18 protein-coding genes are annotated in these 19239 nt (G+C 72.7%); 9 read left to right on the forward strand and 9 right to left on the reverse strand.

Going from position 1 to position 19239, the window contains the following annotated elements:
* Positions 1–44: 44 nt before the first annotated feature.
* Entirely contained in the window at positions 45–1007 is a 963-nt protein-coding gene (locus tag DEJ18_RS11290) for a sugar-binding transcriptional regulator (protein ID WP_111082437.1), read from the reverse strand.
* Between the two features lie 192 nt (positions 1008–1199).
* Here DEJ18_RS11290 and DEJ18_RS11295 point away from each other — a divergent pair, with 192 nt between their 5' ends.
* Entirely contained in the window at positions 1200–2942 is a 1743-nt protein-coding gene (locus DEJ18_RS11295) for a glycerol-3-phosphate dehydrogenase/oxidase (protein WP_181434246.1), read from the forward strand.
* A gap of 92 nt (positions 2943–3034) precedes the next feature.
* On the opposite strand, the gene DEJ18_RS11300 is transcribed toward DEJ18_RS11295, so the two are convergent.
* Positions 3035–3691 carry a histidine phosphatase family protein gene (locus tag DEJ18_RS11300; RefSeq protein ID WP_111082419.1) on the reverse strand — a complete coding sequence of 219 codons (657 nt, stop codon included), beginning with the start codon at positions 3689–3691 and terminating at the stop codon, positions 3035–3037.
* 28 nt (positions 3692–3719) lie between these two features.
* Positions 3720–3842 carry a type B 50S ribosomal protein L36 gene (ykgO, locus tag DEJ18_RS11305; RefSeq protein WP_056224971.1) on the reverse strand — a complete coding sequence of 41 codons (123 nt, stop codon included), beginning with the start codon at positions 3840–3842 and terminating at the stop codon, positions 3720–3722.
* 44 nt (positions 3843–3886) lie between these two features.
* Between ykgO and DEJ18_RS11310 the strand changes: the two genes are divergently transcribed.
* Positions 3887–4903, forward strand: coding sequence for a GTP-binding protein (locus DEJ18_RS11310; RefSeq protein WP_111211109.1), 1017 nt, complete (start codon positions 3887–3889; stop codon positions 4901–4903).
* Positions 4904–4942: 39 nt separating this feature from the next.
* On the opposite strand, the gene DEJ18_RS11315 is transcribed toward DEJ18_RS11310, so the two are convergent.
* Positions 4943–6496 carry an MFS transporter gene (locus DEJ18_RS11315; RefSeq protein WP_111211110.1) on the reverse strand — a complete coding sequence of 518 codons (1554 nt, stop codon included), beginning with the start codon at positions 6494–6496 and terminating at the stop codon, positions 4943–4945.
* Positions 6497–6684: 188 nt separating this feature from the next.
* Here DEJ18_RS11315 and DEJ18_RS11320 point away from each other — a divergent pair, with 188 nt between their 5' ends.
* A complete protein-coding gene (locus tag DEJ18_RS11320) occupies positions 6685–7209 on the forward strand; it encodes a DinB family protein (protein ID WP_111211111.1) in 525 nt (174 codons plus the stop codon).
* A 43-nt stretch (positions 7210–7252) separates the two neighbouring features.
* On the opposite strand, the gene DEJ18_RS11325 is transcribed toward DEJ18_RS11320, so the two are convergent.
* Positions 7253–8338, reverse strand: a complete 1086-nt coding sequence (locus tag DEJ18_RS11325; protein WP_220034342.1) for a sugar-binding transcriptional regulator — start codon at positions 8336–8338, stop codon at positions 7253–7255.
* 73 nt (positions 8339–8411) lie between these two features.
* The gene (locus DEJ18_RS11330) at positions 8412–9242 is read right to left on the reverse strand and encodes a GolD/DthD family dehydrogenase (protein ID WP_111211112.1); all 831 of its coding nucleotides are present in this window, start codon (positions 9240–9242) and stop codon (positions 8412–8414) included.
* A gap of 114 nt (positions 9243–9356) precedes the next feature.
* On the opposite strand from DEJ18_RS11330, the gene DEJ18_RS11335 reads away from it, so the two are divergent.
* The 5 genes from DEJ18_RS11335 (at position 9357) to DEJ18_RS11355 (ending at position 14695) form a co-directional block, all read left to right on the forward strand.
* On the forward strand, positions 9357–11168 hold the full coding sequence (locus DEJ18_RS11335) for a dihydroxyacetone kinase family protein (protein ID WP_111211113.1): 1812 nt from the start codon (positions 9357–9359) through the stop codon (positions 11166–11168).
* The gene (locus DEJ18_RS11340; RefSeq protein ID WP_111211114.1) at positions 11165–11626 is read left to right on the forward strand and encodes a ribose-5-phosphate isomerase; all 462 of its coding nucleotides are present in this window, start codon (positions 11165–11167) and stop codon (positions 11624–11626) included. Before DEJ18_RS11335 ends, DEJ18_RS11340 begins: the two co-directional genes overlap by 4 nt.
* A gap of 129 nt (positions 11627–11755) precedes the next feature.
* Positions 11756–12835 carry a LolA family protein gene (locus tag DEJ18_RS11345; RefSeq protein WP_111211115.1) on the forward strand — a complete coding sequence of 360 codons (1080 nt, stop codon included), beginning with the start codon at positions 11756–11758 and terminating at the stop codon, positions 12833–12835.
* Positions 12832–13821: an ABC transporter ATP-binding protein gene (locus DEJ18_RS11350; RefSeq protein WP_111082412.1), complete on the forward strand. Its 990-nt coding sequence runs from the start codon at positions 12832–12834 to the stop codon at positions 13819–13821. The genes DEJ18_RS11345 and DEJ18_RS11350 overlap by 4 nt, the downstream gene beginning before the upstream one ends.
* Positions 13808–14695, forward strand: a complete 888-nt coding sequence (locus DEJ18_RS11355; RefSeq protein WP_258376979.1) for an ABC transporter permease — start codon at positions 13808–13810, stop codon at positions 14693–14695. Before DEJ18_RS11350 ends, DEJ18_RS11355 begins: the two co-directional genes overlap by 14 nt.
* A gap of 58 nt (positions 14696–14753) precedes the next feature.
* Here the strand turns inward: DEJ18_RS11355 and DEJ18_RS11360 are convergent, their stop codons facing one another.
* Together DEJ18_RS11360 and DEJ18_RS11365 are read right to left on the reverse strand one after the other, a co-directional pair.
* Positions 14754–15815 carry an NADP-dependent oxidoreductase gene (locus tag DEJ18_RS11360; protein ID WP_111211116.1) on the reverse strand — a complete coding sequence of 354 codons (1062 nt, stop codon included), beginning with the start codon at positions 15813–15815 and terminating at the stop codon, positions 14754–14756.
* Positions 15816–15989: 174 nt separating this feature from the next.
* On the reverse strand, positions 15990–16901 hold the full coding sequence (locus DEJ18_RS11365; protein ID WP_111211117.1) for a metallophosphoesterase: 912 nt from the start codon (positions 16899–16901) through the stop codon (positions 15990–15992).
* Between the two features lie 59 nt (positions 16902–16960).
* Here DEJ18_RS11365 and DEJ18_RS11370 point away from each other — a divergent pair, with 59 nt between their 5' ends.
* Positions 16961–17959 carry a threonine aldolase family protein gene (locus tag DEJ18_RS11370; protein WP_111211118.1) on the forward strand — a complete coding sequence of 333 codons (999 nt, stop codon included), beginning with the start codon at positions 16961–16963 and terminating at the stop codon, positions 17957–17959.
* A gap of 20 nt (positions 17960–17979) precedes the next feature.
* On the opposite strand, the gene DEJ18_RS11375 is transcribed toward DEJ18_RS11370, so the two are convergent.
* Complete coding sequence (locus tag DEJ18_RS11375) at positions 17980–19188, reverse strand: ROK family protein (RefSeq protein WP_111211119.1); 1209 nt, start codon at positions 19186–19188, stop codon at positions 17980–17982.
* Between the last annotated feature and the right edge of the window lie 51 nt (positions 19189–19239).

The raw sequence follows: 19239 nt of genomic DNA on the forward strand, positions 1-19239 counted from the left end.
CCCGAAGGCCCACCCCAGATCCGGGGGCCCCCGGCCGCCGCCGGTCAGTTCTGCAGGATCGCCTGCCCCACGCTCTCGTCGAGGATGAGGTCCGTCACGAGCCCGGCAGCCAGCGCGCCGCGGAGCGAGGCGGCCTTCCCCCGTCCGGCGACGACGCAGATCCGGCGCGGTGCACGCTTGACCGTGTCGAGGTCCGGCGCCCCGGCCCGGGCGTTCACGCCGATGTCCTTCCACGACCCGTCGGCCCGGTAGAACACGGTCGAGACGTCACCGACCACGCCGGCCTCGCGCAGCTCCTCCTGGTCGGCGGGGTCCAGGTAGCCCCCGGAGTACACGTGCGACGGCACCGGTGCCTGCGGGGCGCCGACGCCGAACACGACGAGGTCCATCCGCTCGTGCAGGTCGAGGACGCGCCGGATCGAGCGCTCGCGGAACAGCGCGGCCTTGGTGGCCGGGTCGTCGAAGAACGCCGGCACCGGGAACTGCTGCACGAGGGCGCCGTACGCCTCACCGAAGCGCCGGAGGATCTCCGACGCGTAGACGATGCCCGTGGTCCGCGTGTTCGCGGCGCCGTTCACCTGGACGACGGTGGAGCCGTGCGTGGTCTTCGGCACGAGGTACCGGCTGACGGCGCTGACGGTCGAGCCCCACGAGATGCCGATGACCATGTTCGACTCGATGTACTGCGTGAGGATCCGCGCGGCGGACAGTGCGACCCGCTCGAGGCGGTCGACGTCGCTCGTGTGGTCGGGCACCGGCACGACGTGCGCGTGCACGCCGAAGCGCGCGCGGATGCTCCGGCTGAGCGCGGCGGCCTGGTCGAGGGGCGAGCGGATCTGGATGTCGACGAGCCCGGTGTCCCGCGCGTACTTGAGCAGACGGGACACCGAGGACCGGGAGGTCCCGAGCTCGTCGGCGATGGCGTCCATCGTGAGGTCCTGCAGGTAGTAGAGGTGCGCGGCCCGCAGGGCCTGCTGGGTGCGCACGGGCTGGGCGGCGTCGCTCATGGAACCGAGCATGCACGTACGTGCACCGCCTCTGCAACCTCGTCCGGGCCTCCTGTCCGCCCTGACGCGCCACCGACAGCAGGCGCGACAACCGTTCTGCACGTCTGTGCACGGAAGTTGCCCACACGTTCCGACGAGCGCACGATCGGTGGAGTACCAACGAATCGACCTCAGAAAGCGATGCGAACGACCATGTCGAAGAAGACGCAGCCCAGGAACACGGTCACCGCCCTCACCGGACGCCCGAACGCACAGGTCCTCATCGTCGGTGGCGGGATCAACGGCATCGCCACCTTCCGTGACCTCGCCCTGCAGGGCGTCGACGTCGCCCTCGTCGAGCGCGGCGACTACGCCTCCGGCGCCTCGGCCGCGTCGAGCCACATGATCCACGGCGGCATCCGCTACCTCGAGAACGGCGAGTTCCGCCTGGTGCGCGAGAGCGTGCAGGAGCGCAACGGCCTCATCCGCATCGCCCCGCACTACGTCAAGCCGCTGCAGACGACGATGCCGATCTTCTCCACCTTCTCCGGCATCATGAACGCCCCGCTGCGCATGCTGACGCACAAGCAGCGCTCCACGAAGGAGCGCGGCGCCATGCTCATCAAGATCGGCATGACGATCTACGACTCCTTCTCGCGCGACGGCGGCTCGGTCCCGAAGCACGTCTTCCGCACGAAGAAGGCCGCGCTCGAGGACATGCCGGCCCTCAACCGCGACCTCAAGTACACGGGCACCTACTACGACGCCTCGGTGCACGAGCCGGAGCGCCTGGCCCTCGACGTCCTCAAGGACGGCCTGGCCGCCAGCACCGGCACCGGTGCCGACGCGACCGCCCGTGCGACCAACTACGTCGAGGCCGCCGGCAGCCGTGACGGAGGCGTCCTGCTCCGCGACCGCGAGACCGGCGAGGAGTTCGTGTTCACCGCGGACGTCGTCGTGAACGCCTCCGGCCCCTGGACCGACCTCACCAACGAGGCGTTCGGCGGCGAGACGAAGTACATGGGCGGCACCAAGGGCTCGCACATCGTCGTCGACAACCCCGAGCTGCTCGAGGCGACGAAGGGCCGCGAGCTGTTCTTCGAGAACAACGACGGCCGCATCGTGCTCATCTACCCGCTCAAGGGCCGGGTCCTGATCGGCACGACCGACATCGACGCCGACCCGTCCGAGCCGGCGGTCTGCACCGAGGAAGAGGTGGACTACTTCTTCGGCCTCGTGAAGCACGTCTTCCCGCAGATCGAGCTGAACCGCGACCACATCGTCTACCGCTACTCCGGCATCCGTCCGCTCCCCCGCCACGAGGACACCGCCCCCGGGTTCGTGTCGCGTGACTACCGCATCGTCGACACCCCGATCGCCGGCCTGCCGGAGACCACGGTCCTGTCGCTCGTCGGTGGCAAGTGGACGACGTTCCGCGCCCTCGCCGCACACCTGTCGACCGACATCACGACCAAGCTCGGCATCACCCGCAAGGTCGACACGACCGGCATGCCGATCGGTGGTGGCAAGGACTTCCCGACCACCGACGGGCAGCGTGCGCTGTGGATCAAGTCGCACCGTGACGGCCTCGCGTCCGAGACGGTCGACCGCCTGCTCGACCGCTACGGCACCCGTGCCGCCGAGGTCGTCGACGCGCTGGTCACCGGACCGGTCGAGCCGCTCGAGTCCGACGCGGCGCTCACCCGCGCCGAGGTCCGGTACTTCGCCGATCACGAGCACGCCGTGCACCTGGCCGACGTGGTGCTCCGCCGCACGAACCTCGCGTTCGTCGGTGGCGTCACGATCGACCTGCTCGACGAGCTCGCCGACGTCATGGCGGAGACCCTCGACTGGACGACCGAGGAGCGCGCCGACGAGGTGCAGCGCACGCTCGACGTCCTCCGCGAGTCGCACGGCGTCATCGTGCCGCTGACGTCCGCGTCGCAGCTCGCCTGACCCCTTCCGCAACAGGCGACGAGGGCGGCCCCACGCGACGACACGTCGTCGCGTGGGGCCGCCCTCGTCGCGTTCCCTGGAGCCCGGTCCCGTCAGAACCGCTCGCCCGTCGGGTCCTGCGCGCCCAGGTCGGCGAGGTCGTCGCCGCCGATCGGCTCGCCGGCCCAGTCCACCAAGCGCCAGCCGTCCTCGGTGGAACCCTCGAGCTCGACGACGCCGGTGTTCTCGAGGTGCCGGTTCCGGCCGAGGTCGTCGGGCACGTTCTGCGCGGTCACCGCGGCCCAGATCCGGATCGCGGCCCCGTGGCTGAACGCGGCGGCCACCTCGGCACCGGTCGCCTCGATCTGCCGCACGGCGTCGTCGTAGCGGCCGAAGAAGGCGTGCCCGTCCTCGGCGCCCGGCATCCGTTCGTCCCGGTCGCCCGCGGCCCACGCGTACGCCGCCGCCAGGTAACTCTGGACCGACACCGTGTCGCGCTTGCCCTGCAGGTCGCCGGCCTCGATCTCGCGCAGGCCCGGCAGCACCACGGGCTCGAGGTCGAGCGCCCGCGCGAGCGGAGCCGCGGTGATCTGCGTCCGCACCATGGTGGAGGCGAAGAGCCGCTCGATGCCCCGGTCCCCCAGTGCGCGGGGCAGCGCGTCGGCCTGCGCCTGCCCGAGGTCGGTCAGGCCGGGCCCGGGCACCTCGGCGTCGAGCAGGCCGGTCACGTTGGCGGGGGTCTGTCCGTGGCGGACGAGCAGGAGTCGCATGGCCTCACCCTACGGACCACCCCCGGGGTCAGCCCTGCCGGGTGTTCCAGCGCGGGTCCTTCTTGTTGATGACGTAGACGCGCCCGCGCCGCCGGACCACCTGCGAGCCGGGGATCTTCTTGAGCGCCTTGAGCGAGTTGCGGACCTTCATCCGGACCTCCTTGTTGAGAACTGTTTTCATCTACCATACTGCACATGCCCGTCGCCCCGATCACCCTCGTCTCCGCACTCCACGACGTCGACGCCGCCCGCATCGCCGCGCGCCTGTCCGACGGCCACCGGTTGCACGCCCCGGGCAGCGCGCTGGCCGCGGCCCGCACGATCGCGGACCGGGCGGAGCGCCTCGGTGACGTCTGCGGCCCCGGTGCCCGACACTCGCTGGTCGTCACCCTGCCGGTCGGTACCGATGCGCGGGCCGTCGGCATGATGCTCGCGAACGCAGCCCGGGCCGAGACCGGCGACGACCGGGTGCTCCGGCACGTGGTGTCCGTCCTGCGTGCCGACGAGGTCGAGCACCTGCTCTGGTCCGGCGTCGACGACGCGTTCGTTGCCGGGGAGCGGCTCGCGGCGCTGGTCGAGTACGCGACCGTCATCGTGCTGGACCGAACCGAGCGGCTACCGCCCGCGCGCCGACGCGCCCTCGTCGCCCTGGTGCACCGGTGCGCACCGCAGGCCGTGGTCCTCGCCGACGCCCGGGTGCGGACCGCCGAGGACCTGCCGGCCTCGAACGGCGGGGCGGCACGGGTACTGGCGGGTGGAGCCGGGTGGATGCGCGCCCTGTCGAGCGGCGCGGACGAGGTCCGGCCACGCACGCTCGACGGACTCGTCTCCTTCCGGTACCGGGACCCGCTGCCGTTCCACCCGGCCCGGCTCGCCGACGTCGTCGAACACGACCTGGCCGCCGGACCGGCCGGCCGGGTGCTCCGGTCCCGTGGCTTCTTCCGTCTCGCCTCCCGACCCGACCACGTCGGCTCCTGGTCGAGCGTCGGCGCGATGCTCGCCCTCGACCCGACCGCGAACCCGTCCTGGGACGAGGACGCCCCGATCGGGCAGGCACTGTGGTTCGTCGGCGAGGACCTGGACGTCGACCGCGTCACACGAGCCCTCGACGGAGCGCTCATCACCCCGACCGAGCTGCTGGCGGGTCCGGGCCTCTGGCGCTCCTGGGCCGACCCGTTCCCGGTCTGGCCGGCGCTGGACCGCGGCGAGTGACGGCCCAGCGGCGGCAGGACGGCGGCTGCGCGGCCCGGATCAGCGACCTCGATCGGCCGCCGGCTCCGGCTTCGCCGCGTCCACGACACCGAAGGGCAGATCGCCGAGGTCCAGGTGCGGGTTCGTGTCCTGCGTGCGGACGAGTTCACGTGCCTCGTGGCTGGTCTCCACCGCAGGCATCGACCCCGGGAGCGGGCGCTGCGAGGACTCCTTCATGCACAACACGCCAACCGCGCCGAGGACGCTCGTGGCCATGAGGAAGTAGGCCGGCGCGAGGTCGTCACCCGTGGCGTCGAGGAGCGCCTGCACGATGAGGGGCGTCGTCCCGCCGAACACCGCGATCGCGATGTTGTAGGCGAAGCCCATCCCGCCGTAGCGCGTCGAAGTGGGGAAGAGCGCGGGCAGCGAAGCCGCCTGGTTCGACACCCACAGCGCGGTCATGAGCGCCAGCAGCGCGAGGCCGAGGAGCGTCGACCACTGCTCACCGACACCGATGAGCACGAACGCCGGCAGCACGAGCACGATGGTCGTCGCAGCGCCGATCCACATCACGGTGCGGCGACCGAGGCGGTCGGACAGACGACCGGTCAACGGGAGCATGAGCGCGAGGAGCACGAGCACCGGGATCGTCAGCAGCGTGCCGTCGATGGCGGAGTAGCCGAGCGAGTTCGTGAGGTAGGTCGGCATGTAGGACGTCAGGGCGTACCCGACGGTGTTCGACGCCGCGACGAGCATCACGGCGATGACGATCGGCCGCCAGTACTGCCGGACCATCGCGAACACCGAGGCCGGGCGTCCCTCGGCGTCGGCACGGGCTTCGGTGGATGCCTCCTGCGCCGCCTGAGTCGCCTGGAACACCGGGGACTCCTCGATGCGCAGGCGGAAGTACACCGCGACGACCCCGATCACACCGGCGAGCAGGAACGGCAGACGCCAGCCCCACGCCGTCATCGTCTCCTCGCCGAGCCCGACCTGGAGGCCCGTGACGACCGCTGCGCCGAGCGCGAAGCCCATGTAGCTGCCGAGGTCGAGGAAACTCGCGAAGAACCCGCGGCGACGGTCGGGCGCGTACTCGGTGATGAACGTGGTGGCGCCGGCGTACTCACCGCCGGTCGAGAATCCCTGCAGCAGCTTCAGCACGACGAGCAGCACCGGTGCCACCGCTCCGACGAGCGCGTAGTCGGGTAGTACGCCGATGAGCACGGTCGATGTGGCCATCATGATGAGCGTCGTGGCCAGGACCTTCTGCCGTCCGATCCGGTCGCCGAGCCGGCCGAAGACGATCCCGCCGAGGGGCCGCGCGATGTAGGTCGCCGCGAAGACCCCGAGACTGAAGAGGATCTGCACCCCGGGCTCCGCCTCGGGCAGGAACACCCGCCCCATCGTCACGGCGAGGTAGCCGTAGACGCCGACGTCGTACCACTCCATCGTGTTGCCGACCACCATGCCGCCGACCGCTCGGCGCATCATGCCCTTGTCGACCACGGTGACGTCGCTCTCGCGGAGCCGACGAGCAGGTCTGCGCTCACGCCTCGCGGAGGATCCGTCGTTCCGGGTGTCGGGGCGCTCGGTACTGCTGGGGTCGGAACCCATCCACATCTCCTCAGGTCGTCAGGCCGGTCGTTCCGGCCTGGAAGCAACAGCCGACGACGTTACCGATCGACTGCCATGTCATCCAGCGGAGACTGCCAGGTTGCACGCTGCCCCCCGGACGAGTGCCACGTCGATCAGCAGCCCGCTGCCGATCGGGACGTTCGGTCACAGCCTGGTAACTTCTGGCCGTGGCGATCGAACCGGACACGAAGAACTGGACCTGGGTCATCGAGTCGGCGTGCCCGGACTGCGGCTTCGACGGCAGCGCGGTGACGATCCGGGACGTGCCGGCGGTCATCGACGCGAACTCGGACGGGTGGCCCGAGCAACTCCGCCGACCCGACGTGCGGGAGCGCCCGGACGACGCGACCTGGTCACCGCTGGAGTACGGCGCGCACGTCCGTGACGTCCACCGGAAGATGACGGAGCGCCTCGAGCTGATGCTCGCCGAGGACGATCCGCTCTTCCCGAACTGGGACCAGGACGCGACCGCCGTCGACGAACGGTACGGCGAGCAGGACCCCGCGACGGTCGCCGAGGAGCTGCAGGCCGCCGCACGTCGGGCAGCGCACGCCTTCACCGCCGTCCGCGACGACCAGCTCGACCGCACCGGACGCCGCTCCGACGGCAGTGGCTTCACGGTCGCGACGCTCGCGGTCTACTACGCCCACGATCCGGTCCACCACCTGTGGGACGTGCAGCACGCTCGCTGAGTGATCCGGGCCTCCCCGCCGGTCGGCGGGTCGAAGGCGTCCGTCAGGCCAGCGCGTCGAGCAACGCCCGGGCAGTCGCCGCGTCGGTGACCAGCTCGTTCACGAGGCGGCCCCGCACCGCACTGATGATGCTCGGGACCTTGACCGCGCCGACGGCCACGCCGACCGCGTGCGGCACCGCGGCGAGGACCTGACGAGAGGTCCGCACCATCCGCTCGCTGCCGGGGAACTCGATGGCCTCGCCGTCGGGACCGGTGAAGTTCAGGCAGACGTCGCCCGTCGCCCGGTCGAACACGGCGTCGTCGACGGGCAGGCCGCGGGCCATCGCGTCCCGGGTCACGACCGGCGCGCCGATCCCGAGGATCGCCCCCTTCGCCCGCCCCCAGAGGCCGACGACGTGCTGGAACGCGGGGTCCTCGTCCAGGGAGGCCCGGAGCGCCTCCGACGGGAGCGCCTGCGCGAACAGGAAAGCCGGGATCGCCCCGGACCGCTCCGCGGCCGCGCGGGTGATCTCGTTGGTCTGGAACCACTGGTTCGGGTCGGCCTGGCCCCCCACGGTCGGGACGAGCTGCACGCCGGGCATCGGGGGCATCGCGCCGTGCGCGATGGCGTGCACCGTGCTGCCCGACGACATGAGGACGGCGTCGCCCGGCACGAGTCCCATCCCCTCGACCGCGGCGGCCACCGGTTCGGCGAGGTCGACGCCCAGGGTCGCCCCGTGCGTCACTGCGGTGACGTACACGGCCTGCAGCCCGAGCACCACGCGCAACCGCTCGGCCAGGGCGACGGTCTCGTCCTGGAACGGGTCGACGACCTCGATCCGGACGAGACCGGCGCGTCGGGCCTCGGACACCAGGCGGCTCACGGTCGGGCGGGAGACGCCGAGCCAAGACGCGATCTCGCTCTGGGTGGCGTCCTCGAGGTAGTACATCCGAGCCGCCTGGTACACGGTGTCGAGCGGGAAGCGCGAGCGACCGGCGTCCGGTGCGGCCACGGCATGCTCGGGCGGGACGCTGCCCGCCCGTGCGGTGCCGGACGACGCGTCGCCGCGAGCGGTGTCGGCGGGCGTCGTGTCGTCGGACGCGGGGTCGCCGGCAGGTGTCGGGCCGGACGGGGCTGGGACGGACATCGAGCGCGGGCCTCCCGGGGTGACGTCGTCGGGCGGACGCCGGGACGACACCGCGATCGTAGCGTCGGGCGCCCTACCGGATCGTGAACCCCCCGTCCACCCGGAGGTCCGCACCGTTCACCATCGCGGCCGACTCCCCGGCGAGGAACAGCACCGCCGCCGCGATCTCGTCCGGCGTCGCGAACCGACCGGTCGGGATCTCGTCCTGGTGGCGGAGCCCGGCCTCGTTCGCCCACGCCGAGCGGCCGAGCGCGGTGAGCACGACCGTCGGCGACACGGTGTTGACGGTCACGCCACGGCGCCCCCACTCGAGCGCGAGCACCCGGGTGAGCCCGAGGACCCCGGCCTTCGACGCGCAGTAGGCGGCATGTCCGTCGATGCCGACGTGCGCGGCCTGCGACGCGATGGTCACGACACGACCGTGGCCCGCGGCCAGCATGTGGCGACCGACCGCCTGCGTGACGCGGTGGGTGCCGGTGAGGTTCACCGCGAGCGTCCGGGCCCAGGCGTCGGCACCGAGTTCCTCGGCCGGTGCGAGCGCGACGATGCCCGCGCAGTTGACCAGGACGTCGATGCGGCCGGTGGCGTCGACGACCTCGGCGACCGCCCGCTCGACCGAGTCCTGGTCGGTGACGTCGCACGCGGTGCCGAGGTGCCCGGAGCCGGCGAGTGCGTCGGCGGCAGCGGTCGAGGCGTCGGCGCGGACGTCGAGCACGGCGACCCGGGCCCCGCGGTCGGCGAGGGCGTGCGCGACCGCGTTGCCGATGCCGGACGCGGCGCCGGTGACCACCGCGACGCGACCGGAGAACGGGTTGCCGTGGTCGAGGCGTTCCGGTCCGGGGCGGAGTGCGGCGGCGAACTCCTCCGTCGTGGTGGATGGGTGGTGGTTCGGAGACGTGGGCATGAGTGGGTAACATACCCGATGTCAGATACTCCTGCGATCGAGAGAGCCCCTGCGCGCCGCGACGCCACCTGACCCGTTCCGTTCCACCCATCCGTCTCTCGAGGAGGACCACACATGACCACCATCTGCGACGACGCCGACGAGTTCGCCGAGGACCAGCTCGCCGGTTGGCTCGCCCTGTACGCCGACCGCGTCCGCGGTGTCACCGGCGGTGTCGTGACCCTGCCGACGGCCGACTCCGATCCGCAGGTCGCCGTCGTCGTCGGCGGAGGTTCGGGCCACTACCCCGCGTTCAGCGGCCTGGTCGGACCAGGACTCGCCACCGGTGCCGTCGTCGGCAACGTCTTCACGTCACCGTCAGCCGCCCAGGTGTACTCGGTCGCGAAGGCTGCCGACCAGGGCCGCGGGGTCGTCCTGTCCTTCGGCAACTACGCCGGCGACACGATGAACTTCGGGATCGCGGCCGAACGGCTCCGTGCGGCCGGCATCGACACCCGGATCGTGGTGGTCACCGACGACGTCGCCTCGGCGGACGAGGTCGAGCGGCGTCGGGGCATCGCGGGCGACTTCGCCGTCTGCAAGGCCATGGGCGCCGCCGCGGCCGAGGGCGCCTCCCTCGACGAGGTCGAGCGCATCGGGAACCGCGCGAACGAGCGCACCCGGACCATCGGCGTCGCCTTCTCCGGCTGCACCATGCCGGGAGCCGAGCGCCCGCTGTTCACCGTGCCGGACGGGCACCTCGGTCTCGGTCTCGGCATCCACGGCGAGCCCGGCATCCGGGACGTCCCGCTCCTGCCGGCACGGGCGCTCGCCGAGCTGCTCGTCGACCGTCTGCTCACCGAGCGCCCGACGGGTGCCGGGGTCGGCGGGCGGGTCGCCCCCGTCCTCAACGGGCTCGGGGACACGAAGTACGAAGAGCTCTTCCTGCTCTGGGGCCGGATCGCACCGCTCCTCGAACGGGCCGGTCTCGACGTCGTCCAGCCCGAGGTCGGCGAACTCGTCACCAGCCTCGACATGGGCGGGTGCTCCCTCACCCTGCAGTGGCTCGACGACGAGCTCGAGCGACTCTGGCGCGCGGACGCGTACGCCCCGGCCTACCGCAAGGTGGCCGCGCCCGTCGCGGCCCTCGTCCCCGCGGCCGCCGTGACGGAGGCGGCGGACACCGCGACCGTCGTGCCGGACGCCACCCCGGCCTCCCGGCTGGCCGCCGACACGGTCCGGGTGTCCGTGGCCGCGGTGGACCGGCTGCTCCGCGACCAGGAACTCGAGCTCGGCCGCATCGACGCCGTCGCCGGTGACGGCGACCACGGCCGAGGGATGGTGAAGGGCGTCGGCGCGGCCCGACGGGCAGTCGAGCGCACGGACGCGTCAGCGGGCGTCGGGTTCCTGCTCGGCCGTGCCGGCGAGGCCTGGGCGGCGGAGGCCGGCGGCACCTCGGGTGTGCTCTGGGGCGCCGCGCTCGAGGCGTTCGGCGCGTCGCTCGGCGACGACGTCGACGAGGTCACCCCGCCGCGCCTGGTCGAGGCGACCCGGGCGTTCGCGGACGCCATCGTCCGACTCGGGCGGGCGCAGCGCGGTGACAAGACCCTGCTCGACGCCCTGCTGCCGTTCGTCGAGACACTCGACGCCGCGGTGGCCGAGGGCATCCCGCTCCCCGAGGCCTGGACCACCGCAGCCCGCGCCGCACGGGCCGGAGCGGCGGCGACGGCCGCACTCACCCCGCGTGTCGGTCGCGCCCGCCCCCTGGCCGAGAAGAGCATCGGCACCCCCGACGCCGGGGCGGTCTCGATGGCGATGGTCCTGACCCGTCTCGGCGAGGTCCTGACCCGTCCCGCCCGGGTCCACCCCGACCGGGCGACCGAGTCCGACACCACCACCACCACCGAGGCCGCTCCCGCGGTCCTCTCCGAAGGAGTCCACGCATGAGCTTCCGCATCGTCATCGGGTCCGACGACGCCGGCCACACCCTGAAGGAGGTCCTCCGCGCCGACCTCGCCGTCGACCCCCGCGTCCGGGACCTCGTCGACGTCGGGGTCGACGCCGACGGCCACACTCCCTACCCGCACGTCGCCGTCGAGGCGGCCCGACTCGTCGCCTCCGGGTCCGCCGACCGGGCGTTGCTCGTCTGTGGGACCGGGCTCGGCGTGGCGATCAGCGCGAACAAGGTCCCGGGCATCCGGGCCGTCACCGCACACGACCCCTTCAGCGTCGAGCGCTCCGTACTGTCCAACGACGCGCAGGTGCTGTGCCTCGGGCAGCGGGTGATCGGCACCGAGCTCGCTCGTCGTCTGGTGCGCGAGTGGCTCGGGTACACCTTCGACCCGACGTCGTCGAGCGCCGAGAAGGTCGACGTGATCCGGTCGTACGAGCGCCCGACGGCGTGATCCGACGCCCGCTGTGCTCCGGCCACCGGACGTGGCCGGAGCACAGCGTTCTGTCGGTTCTCGGACGTACCGTGCTCCCGACCCGCGACGCATGACCGCGAGTCCGATGCTCGACCGAGGGGAAGTCCCATGAAGAAGTCCGTCTGGCTGCCGGCGGTCATCGCACCCGTCGTCGTCGCCGGTGCCGTCGCCGCCCCCGCGCTGGCCGGCGCCGCCACCACCCCGGTCGCCGGGAACGACCCGACCGCCGCCGCGGTCATCGCCAGCATCGCGGAGTCCTCGGACGCGCAGTACTCCGGCAAGCTCTCGCAGTCGAGCGACCTCGGGCTCCCGGAGCTGCCCAGCGGCTCGGGCGGCTCGTCCCTCGAGGGCGACGCGTCGGACGCACTCGGGCTGTTGACCGCGTCGCACACCGCCAGGGTCTACGTCGACGGTGCGGACAAGCAGCGCATCCAGGTGACCGAGCAGCTCGCCGAGCAGGACCTCGTCCGCAACGGGGACACCGTGTGGACCTGGGACTCCGAGGAACGGACGGCGACGCGGGTGACGCTCCCGAGCCGCACGGACGAGACGCCGGGCAGCGGGACCACCACCCCGACCGAGGTCGCCGAGCGTGCGATCGACGCCATCACGCCCACCACCACGGTGTCGAAGCCGGTCGCGACCTCGGTCGCCGGACACGACGCATGGCTGCTGACCCTCACGCCGAAGTCCTCCGACACCCTCGTCGGCACCGTGCAGCTCGCCGTCGACCAGCAGACCGGCCTGCCGTTGCGCGCCGCCGTCACCGCTGCGGGCGAGGACGACCCGGCGTTCCAGGTGGGCTTCACGAGCCTCGACTACGGCGCTCCGGCGTCCCGCTTGTTCGACTTCACGCCGCCGAGCGGTGCGGACGTGACCACGAAGGACCTCTCCGACGTCGACCCCGGTACCGGCCACGCCGACGGCAGCGCGGGCCACGACGGGGCGGAACACGCCGGAGCGACGGTCTCCGGCAGCGGCTGGGACACCGTCGTGACGCTCCCCGCGGGGACCGCCGACCAGGCCGGCCTCGGGACGGACGCCGCCGGCCTCCTCGACCAGCTGACGACCTCGGTCGCCGGTGGTCGTGCCGTGCAGACCTCGCTCGTCTCCGTGTACCTGACGGACGACGGCCGGGTCCTCGCGGGCGCGGTGCCGGTCGCGGCACTGGTCGCCGCGGCGAAGTGACGACCGGGACGGACACCGCTCTCGCCAGCGCGAGCACGGCCGACAGCACGACGGAGCTCGCGATCCGCACGACCGGTCTCCGCAAGGTGTTCCGGAAGCAGCGTGCCGTCGACGGCATCGACCTCGCCGTACCCCGCGGATCGGTGTTCGGGTTCCTCGGTCCGAACGGGTCGGGCAAGACGACGACGATCCGGATGCTCCTCGGGCTGTCCAGCGCGACGAGCGGCTCCATCGACGTCCTCGGCGAACCGATGCCGCGCGGGCTGCACTCGGTGCTCCCCCGGGTCGGCGCGCTCGTCGAGGGACCGGCGTTCTACCCGTATCTGTCCGGGCGGGCGAACCTGTCCCGCTTCGACGCCGCCGACCCGACCTCCGACCCGCGCACCCGGAAGGACCGTGTCGCGCACGCCCTCGACCGGGTCGGGCTGACCCACGCTGCCGACAAGAAGGCGCACGCGTACTCGCTCGGCATGAAGCAGCGTCTGGGCCTCGCGAACGCACTGCTGTCCCCGCGTGAACTCCTCGTGCTGGACGAGCCGACGAACGGCCTCGACCCGCAGGGCACGCGGGAGGTCCGGCACCTCATCCGCTCGCTCGCCGACGACGGCACCACCGTCTTCGTCTCGAGCCACCTCCTCGCCGAGATCGAGCAGGTCTGCACGCACGCCGCCGTCATGCGCACCGGCTCGCTCGTGGCGCAGGGGCCGCTCGACGAGCTCCGGGCCGCCGGCGCCCGGACCGTCACGGTCCGTACACCCGACGTCGGGCAGGGCGCTGTCGTCCTCACCCGCCTCGGCCTGGAACCGCGTCGGGACGGTGGCTCGGACGTCCTGGTCGCCGACCTCACCGCGGACGTCGCCCCGGAGACCATCACCGCCGAACTCGTCCGCGCCGACGTCCGGGTCCGCGGCCTCGCGGTCGGCGGCGGCACCCTCGAGGACCTGTTCGTCGCACTCACCGGAGAGGGATTCGATGTCGCTGGTTGACCCCGGTCGTGCGACCGCGCCGGCCGACACCACGGGCGGGCGGCCGTCACCGGTGCGGCGGAACCGACCGTTCGCGCTCCTCGGCTCGGAACTGGCGCTCGTGTTCCGCCGTCGCCGCACCTGGGCCATGCTCGGTGCCCTCGCGCTCGTGCCGGTCCTCATCGCCGTCGCGGTCCGGCTCACCACGGACGGTGACGACGGGGGACCGGCGTTCCTCGGGGACATCACGAACAACGGGCTCTTCGTGTCGTTCACCGCGTTGACGGTGTCGATCCCGCTCTTCCTGCCCCTCACGGTCGGGGTCGTCGCCGGGGACACCGTCGCGGGCGAGGCCAGCCACGGCACCCTGCGGTACCTGCTCGTCGCCCCGACCGGGCGCGTGCGCTTCATCCTCGTGAAGACCGCCGGAGCGATCGCGTTCTGCCTCGCCGCCACCCTGCTCGTCGTGCTCGTCGGGGCCGCGATCGGCGCGGCGCTGTTCCCGATCGGCCCCGTGACGCTGCTCTCGGGCACCCAGGTCGACGGGTGGTCCTCCGCCGGCAGGGCTGTGTTGCTCGCGCTCTACGTCACCCTGTCGATGCTCGGCCTCGTCGCGATCGGTCTGTTCGCCTCGACGCTGACGAACGTGCCGGTCGGCGCGATGGCGGCGACGGTGGTCCTGGCCGGCGCGTCACAGGTGCTCGACCAGCTCCCGCAGCTCGACTGGCTGCACCCGTTCCTGTTCTCGCACCTGTGGCTGGGCTTCGGGGACCTGCTCCGCGACCCGATCTCGTTCGACTCGTTCGGCAGCAACGCGCTGCTCCAGCTCGGGTACCTGGTCGTCTTCGGCGCCCTGGCCTACGGTCGTTTCGCGAGCAAGGACATCCTCAGCTAGTCACGACCGCACACGGAGCGTGCGCAACGGCGCCCCGGGCCGGCAGCAGGGTGCGACGTCAGTCGGCGCCGCGCGCGGCCGGGGAGCCGCTCCCGAGCGTGCCGTCGGCCTTCTCCTCGGCGTAGCGGTCGCGCAGGTCGCGAGCCTTCTCGGACCGGTACCAGTCCTGTCGGGCTCCGGTCTCGACGGGCTGCATGCCGACGACGACCTTGCCGCGGGAGTGCATCTCGGCGAGGTCCTCGTACGCGTCGACGATGTACTCGAACGGGTAGAAGCCCGAGATGAGGACCTGCACGCGGCGGTCCTCGACGGCCTTCGCCAGGAAGAGGACGAGCTCCTTCGCCTCCGGGTCGGACGCCGGGGCACGGAGGAATCGGACTTCGGCGTCACGCCGGGCCTCTGACGACACGAACCGCTTCTCGTCGACACCGAGCCGGAGTGCGAGTTCGTGCGCGGAGTCGTCACCGTGGTTGTCGATGAACGCGGTGACGGGTCGGCCGTCCGCGATCTCGGTGATCCGGGCCTCCTCACCGTCGCCGTACGCGACGGGCAGGACGCCGATCTGTCGGAGGTAGTCGTGGTTCCGCGGGCTGCCGAGCCCGATGACGGTCGCGCCGGCGTCGCGGGCGAGCTGGCACTGGATGTGACCGACACCACCGGCGGCGGCGCTGATGACGACGGTGTCGTCCGGGCCGAGCCGGAGCTTCCGGACGACGTCGACCGCGGTGCAGCCCGCCAGGTAGAGCCCGCCGGCGACCTCCCACCCCACGTGCGTCGGCTTGATGACGACGGCGTCACGGGGCACGACCACCCAGGTGGCGTGCGAGCCGCCCTCGGGGGCGTGGCCCATGACCTCGTCACCGACGCGCAGGTCCTTCACGCCGTCGCCGCGTGCCCGGACGATCCCGGCCACGTCGACGCCCTGACGGGCTGGGAAGTCGACCTGGATGTGGTCCTGCAGCTTGCCCTCGCGGAGGAAGCGTTCGATGTGGTTGAGGCCGGCCGCGATGACCTCGACGAGGACCTCGCCGGGTCCGGGCGTGGGCCGTTCCTGTGACACGACCTCGACCACGTCGAAGTCGCCGTACCGCTCGTACTGGACTGCGCTACCGGTTCGCATGTCACCCTCCTCGAGACGTCGTGCGTCCGTACTACTCGCCGCAGCCGTGTCGGTGCCCGCGGACTTGGGGGACTCGCAGGGAGGGACCGGCCGGGAGGCCCGGGACGGGGCCGCCACGCGCCTCGCCCCGGGCGGGCCACACCCGCCCGACCGCCAGCAGGCCGACGCCGTCGGTCAGGACGGACCGAACGCCTCCGCGATGCGGGCGGCGGACCGGGCGTCGAGGTGCAGCGCTCGCCGGTCGGCATCCGGTCGGGGCAGCCGGACCGGTGTCGACCACGTCGAGCCGTCCTCGGCGAGGTCGACGACCAGGGCACCGGTGCCGATGAGCGCGGTCTCCTCGGTGTACCGGCCCGCGACGTCGTTGTCGTTCGCGACCCCGGGTGCGACGAGGACCGGGACGCCCCCGAGCGACCCGGCGAAGTGGTGGTGGTAGTGCCCGCCGAGCACGACCCGGACGTCCGTGCCGCGGAGCACGCCGGCGAGGTCCTCCGGGTTCCGGAGCTTCAGGGCGTCGTGCAGTGAGGTGGGCGCGGGCAGCGGCGGGTGGTGCAGGACCACGACCGATCCGTGCGGTGCCGGCTCGGCGAGCGCGGACCGGAGGTGGTCCAGGGCCGCGGTCGACAGCTCCCCGTACCCGGCTCCGGGGACGCTCGTGTCGACGGTGACGATCCGGCGACCGGCCACGAGCGACTGCCCCCGGACCGGGACCGAGGGGTCGTGGTGCTCCATCGTGTGCATGAGCGGTCCGCCGCCGTCGCCGAGGACGTGCCCGTCGAACAGGACGCGGCGGAACCCGGCGCGCTGGTCGTGGTTGCCCGGCACCGTCACGAAGGCGGCACCGTGTCGTTCCGCCCATCCGCCGACCGTGTCGAGGGCCGTCGTGTACGACTCCGGCGAACCGTCCTCGGACACGTCGCCGGAGACGACGACGAGTCCCACGCCCTCGATCCCGTCCACGTGGTCGAGCAGGGCCGTCAGCGCCGCCGTGGTGTCGACCGTGCCCTGGTGCAGGGAGCCGTCACCGGTCAGGTGCGTGTCCGACAGGTGCAGGATGCGGAGTGTTCCGGGTGCGGGAGGCTGCATGTGGCACACCGTAGCCGGGCCGTGCGTCCCGGGTCCGTCGTCGGGGTTACCGTTGTCCGGTGATCGACCTGCGCTCCGACACCGTCACCCGTCCGACCCCGGCGATGCGCCGCGCCATGGTGGAGGCCGAGGTCGGCGACGACGTGTTCGGCGAGGACCCCGAGACCACGGCGCTCGAACAGGAGGTCGCGGAGCTCCTCGGTCACGAGGCCGGTCTCTTCACCCCGTCCGGGTCGATGGCGAACCAGCTCGGGCTGCGGCTGCTCGTCGGTCCCGGCGAGGAACTGCTCGCCGACGTGCAGGCCCACGTCGTGCGCGCCGAGCTCGGTGCCGCCGCCGTGTTCTCCGGCATCACGACCCGGACCTGGGCGTCCGAGCGCGGTCTGCTCGTGGCCGACGCGGTGCGCGACATCGCCGAGCCGAACGCCGGCGCGTACTCGGTCTCGACGACGGCGATCGCGATCGAGAACACCCACAACTTCGGCGGGGGCACCGTGCAGCCGGTCGGCGAGGTCCGCGCGGTGCAGGAGTTCGCGCGCAAGCACGGCATCGGGCTGCACCTGGACGGTGCCCGGCTGTGGAACGCACACGTGGCGTCGGGTACCCCGTTCCGCGAACTCGCGAGCGGGTTCGACACGGTCTCCGTCTGCATGTCGAAGGGCCTCGGCGCACCCGTCGGCTCGGTGCTCGTCAGCACGGCCGAGCGGATCGCGGCCGCGCGGATCTGGCGGAAGCGCTACGGCGGGGGCATGCGGCAGACGGGCATCCTCGCGGCGGGAGCCCGCCACGCCCTGCACGAGCACGTGGACCGGCTGGCCGAGGACCACGCGAACGCCCGGGTGCTCGCGGCGGCGCTCGACGTCGACCCGGAGACCGTCGACACGAACATCGTCTTCGCTCAGGTGTCCGACCCGGCCGCGTTCGTCGCCGCCGCCGAGGCCGCTGGCGTGCGGGTCATGCGGCTCGGACGGACGACGGTCCGGCTGGTGACGCACCTGGACGTGTCGGCGGAGGACGCCGAGCGGGCGGCCGAGGTGCTCGCCACGCTCCCCCGCTGACCCACCGCGCGGAACGACTGTCAGCCGACGGCCACCGTCGCCGCGTGCGCCGGGCGCAGCTCGAACGTCAGCGGGTCCGCCCGGACCGTGTCGAGCGCGAGCGCGACGGCACCCGTCACGACGACGTCCGCGCCGAGCGTCGAGGCGACGATCTCGGGCACCGGGTCGAACCGTCCGCTGCCGAGCACCTCGGCGGCACGGTCGATGACGGCGCCGGCGTGCCCGGCGATCGCTCCGGCGACGACCACGCGGTCGATGTCGAGCAGGCTCGCGAGCAGCACGCAGACCCGGGCGAGCAGGTCCCCGAGTTGGTCCACCACTCCGGCGGCCACGGGATCGCCCGCTCCGGCTGCGCGGAACACCGCGCCCGCGTCGAGCGCACCACGGGCGACGGCACGGCCGAGCGGGGTGTCCGGTGCGATCCGGCCCGCTTCCGCCGCCGCGGTGACCGCGCTGCGTGCGGCGGCGCCGAGGCCGTCGGACGACCCGACGCCCACGACGAGTTCGAGCGCGCGCAGTTCGCCCGCGCCGCCCCGGGCACCGCGGAGCAGCACCCCGTCGACGACGAGACCGGCGCCGAACCGCTCCCCCGCCAGGAGCGCGGCGAACGAGGCCTCGGGGGACGACGGCCGTTCGGCGATGGCGGCGAGGTTCGCGTCGTTCTCGACGACCACGCGTGCCCCGGGCACCACGGCGTCGAAGCCGGGGTTCATCCGCACCCAGAACCCGCCGTCGTCCGGTGAGGCACCGCGGGCGTCCACGGGTGCGGGGATGCCGACGGTCGTCACGAGGACCCGGTCGGGGTCGGCCGGGGCTTCGGCGAGCGCTGCGGCCACGGTGGTCGCGACGGCCTCGAGGCGGACGGCGACGTCGAGGCCGCGGGTGCCGAGGTCGGTCTCCGCCCGCGCGAGCACCGTGCCGCGGAGGTCGGCGACGTACGCCGCCACCCGGTGCTGCCCGGCGTCGACCCCGACGACGAGCCCCGCGGTCGGGTCGAGTTCGTAGCGGCGGGCAGGCCGGCCGATGCGGTACTCCCCCGCGGCACGCGCGTCGTCGAGTTCGGTCAGCCAACCGCGGGCGACGAGGTCCTCGCACGCCGCGAGCACGGTGGAGCGCGTCAGTCCGGTGGCCTCCATCGCCTCGGTCGCGGTGAACGCGGCGACGGCGAGCGCGTGGTCGAGGACGGTCTCCGCACTGGAGGCACGGGGAGACCCTCGACGCTGCGGCATGGGGTGAGACTACCGCGACGCGACTTGCTTGCGTGATTAGATTTTCTCCGT

Source organism: Curtobacterium sp. MCSS17_015, from assembly GCF_003234265.2.
Lineage (GTDB): Bacteria > Actinomycetota > Actinomycetes > Actinomycetales > Microbacteriaceae > Curtobacterium.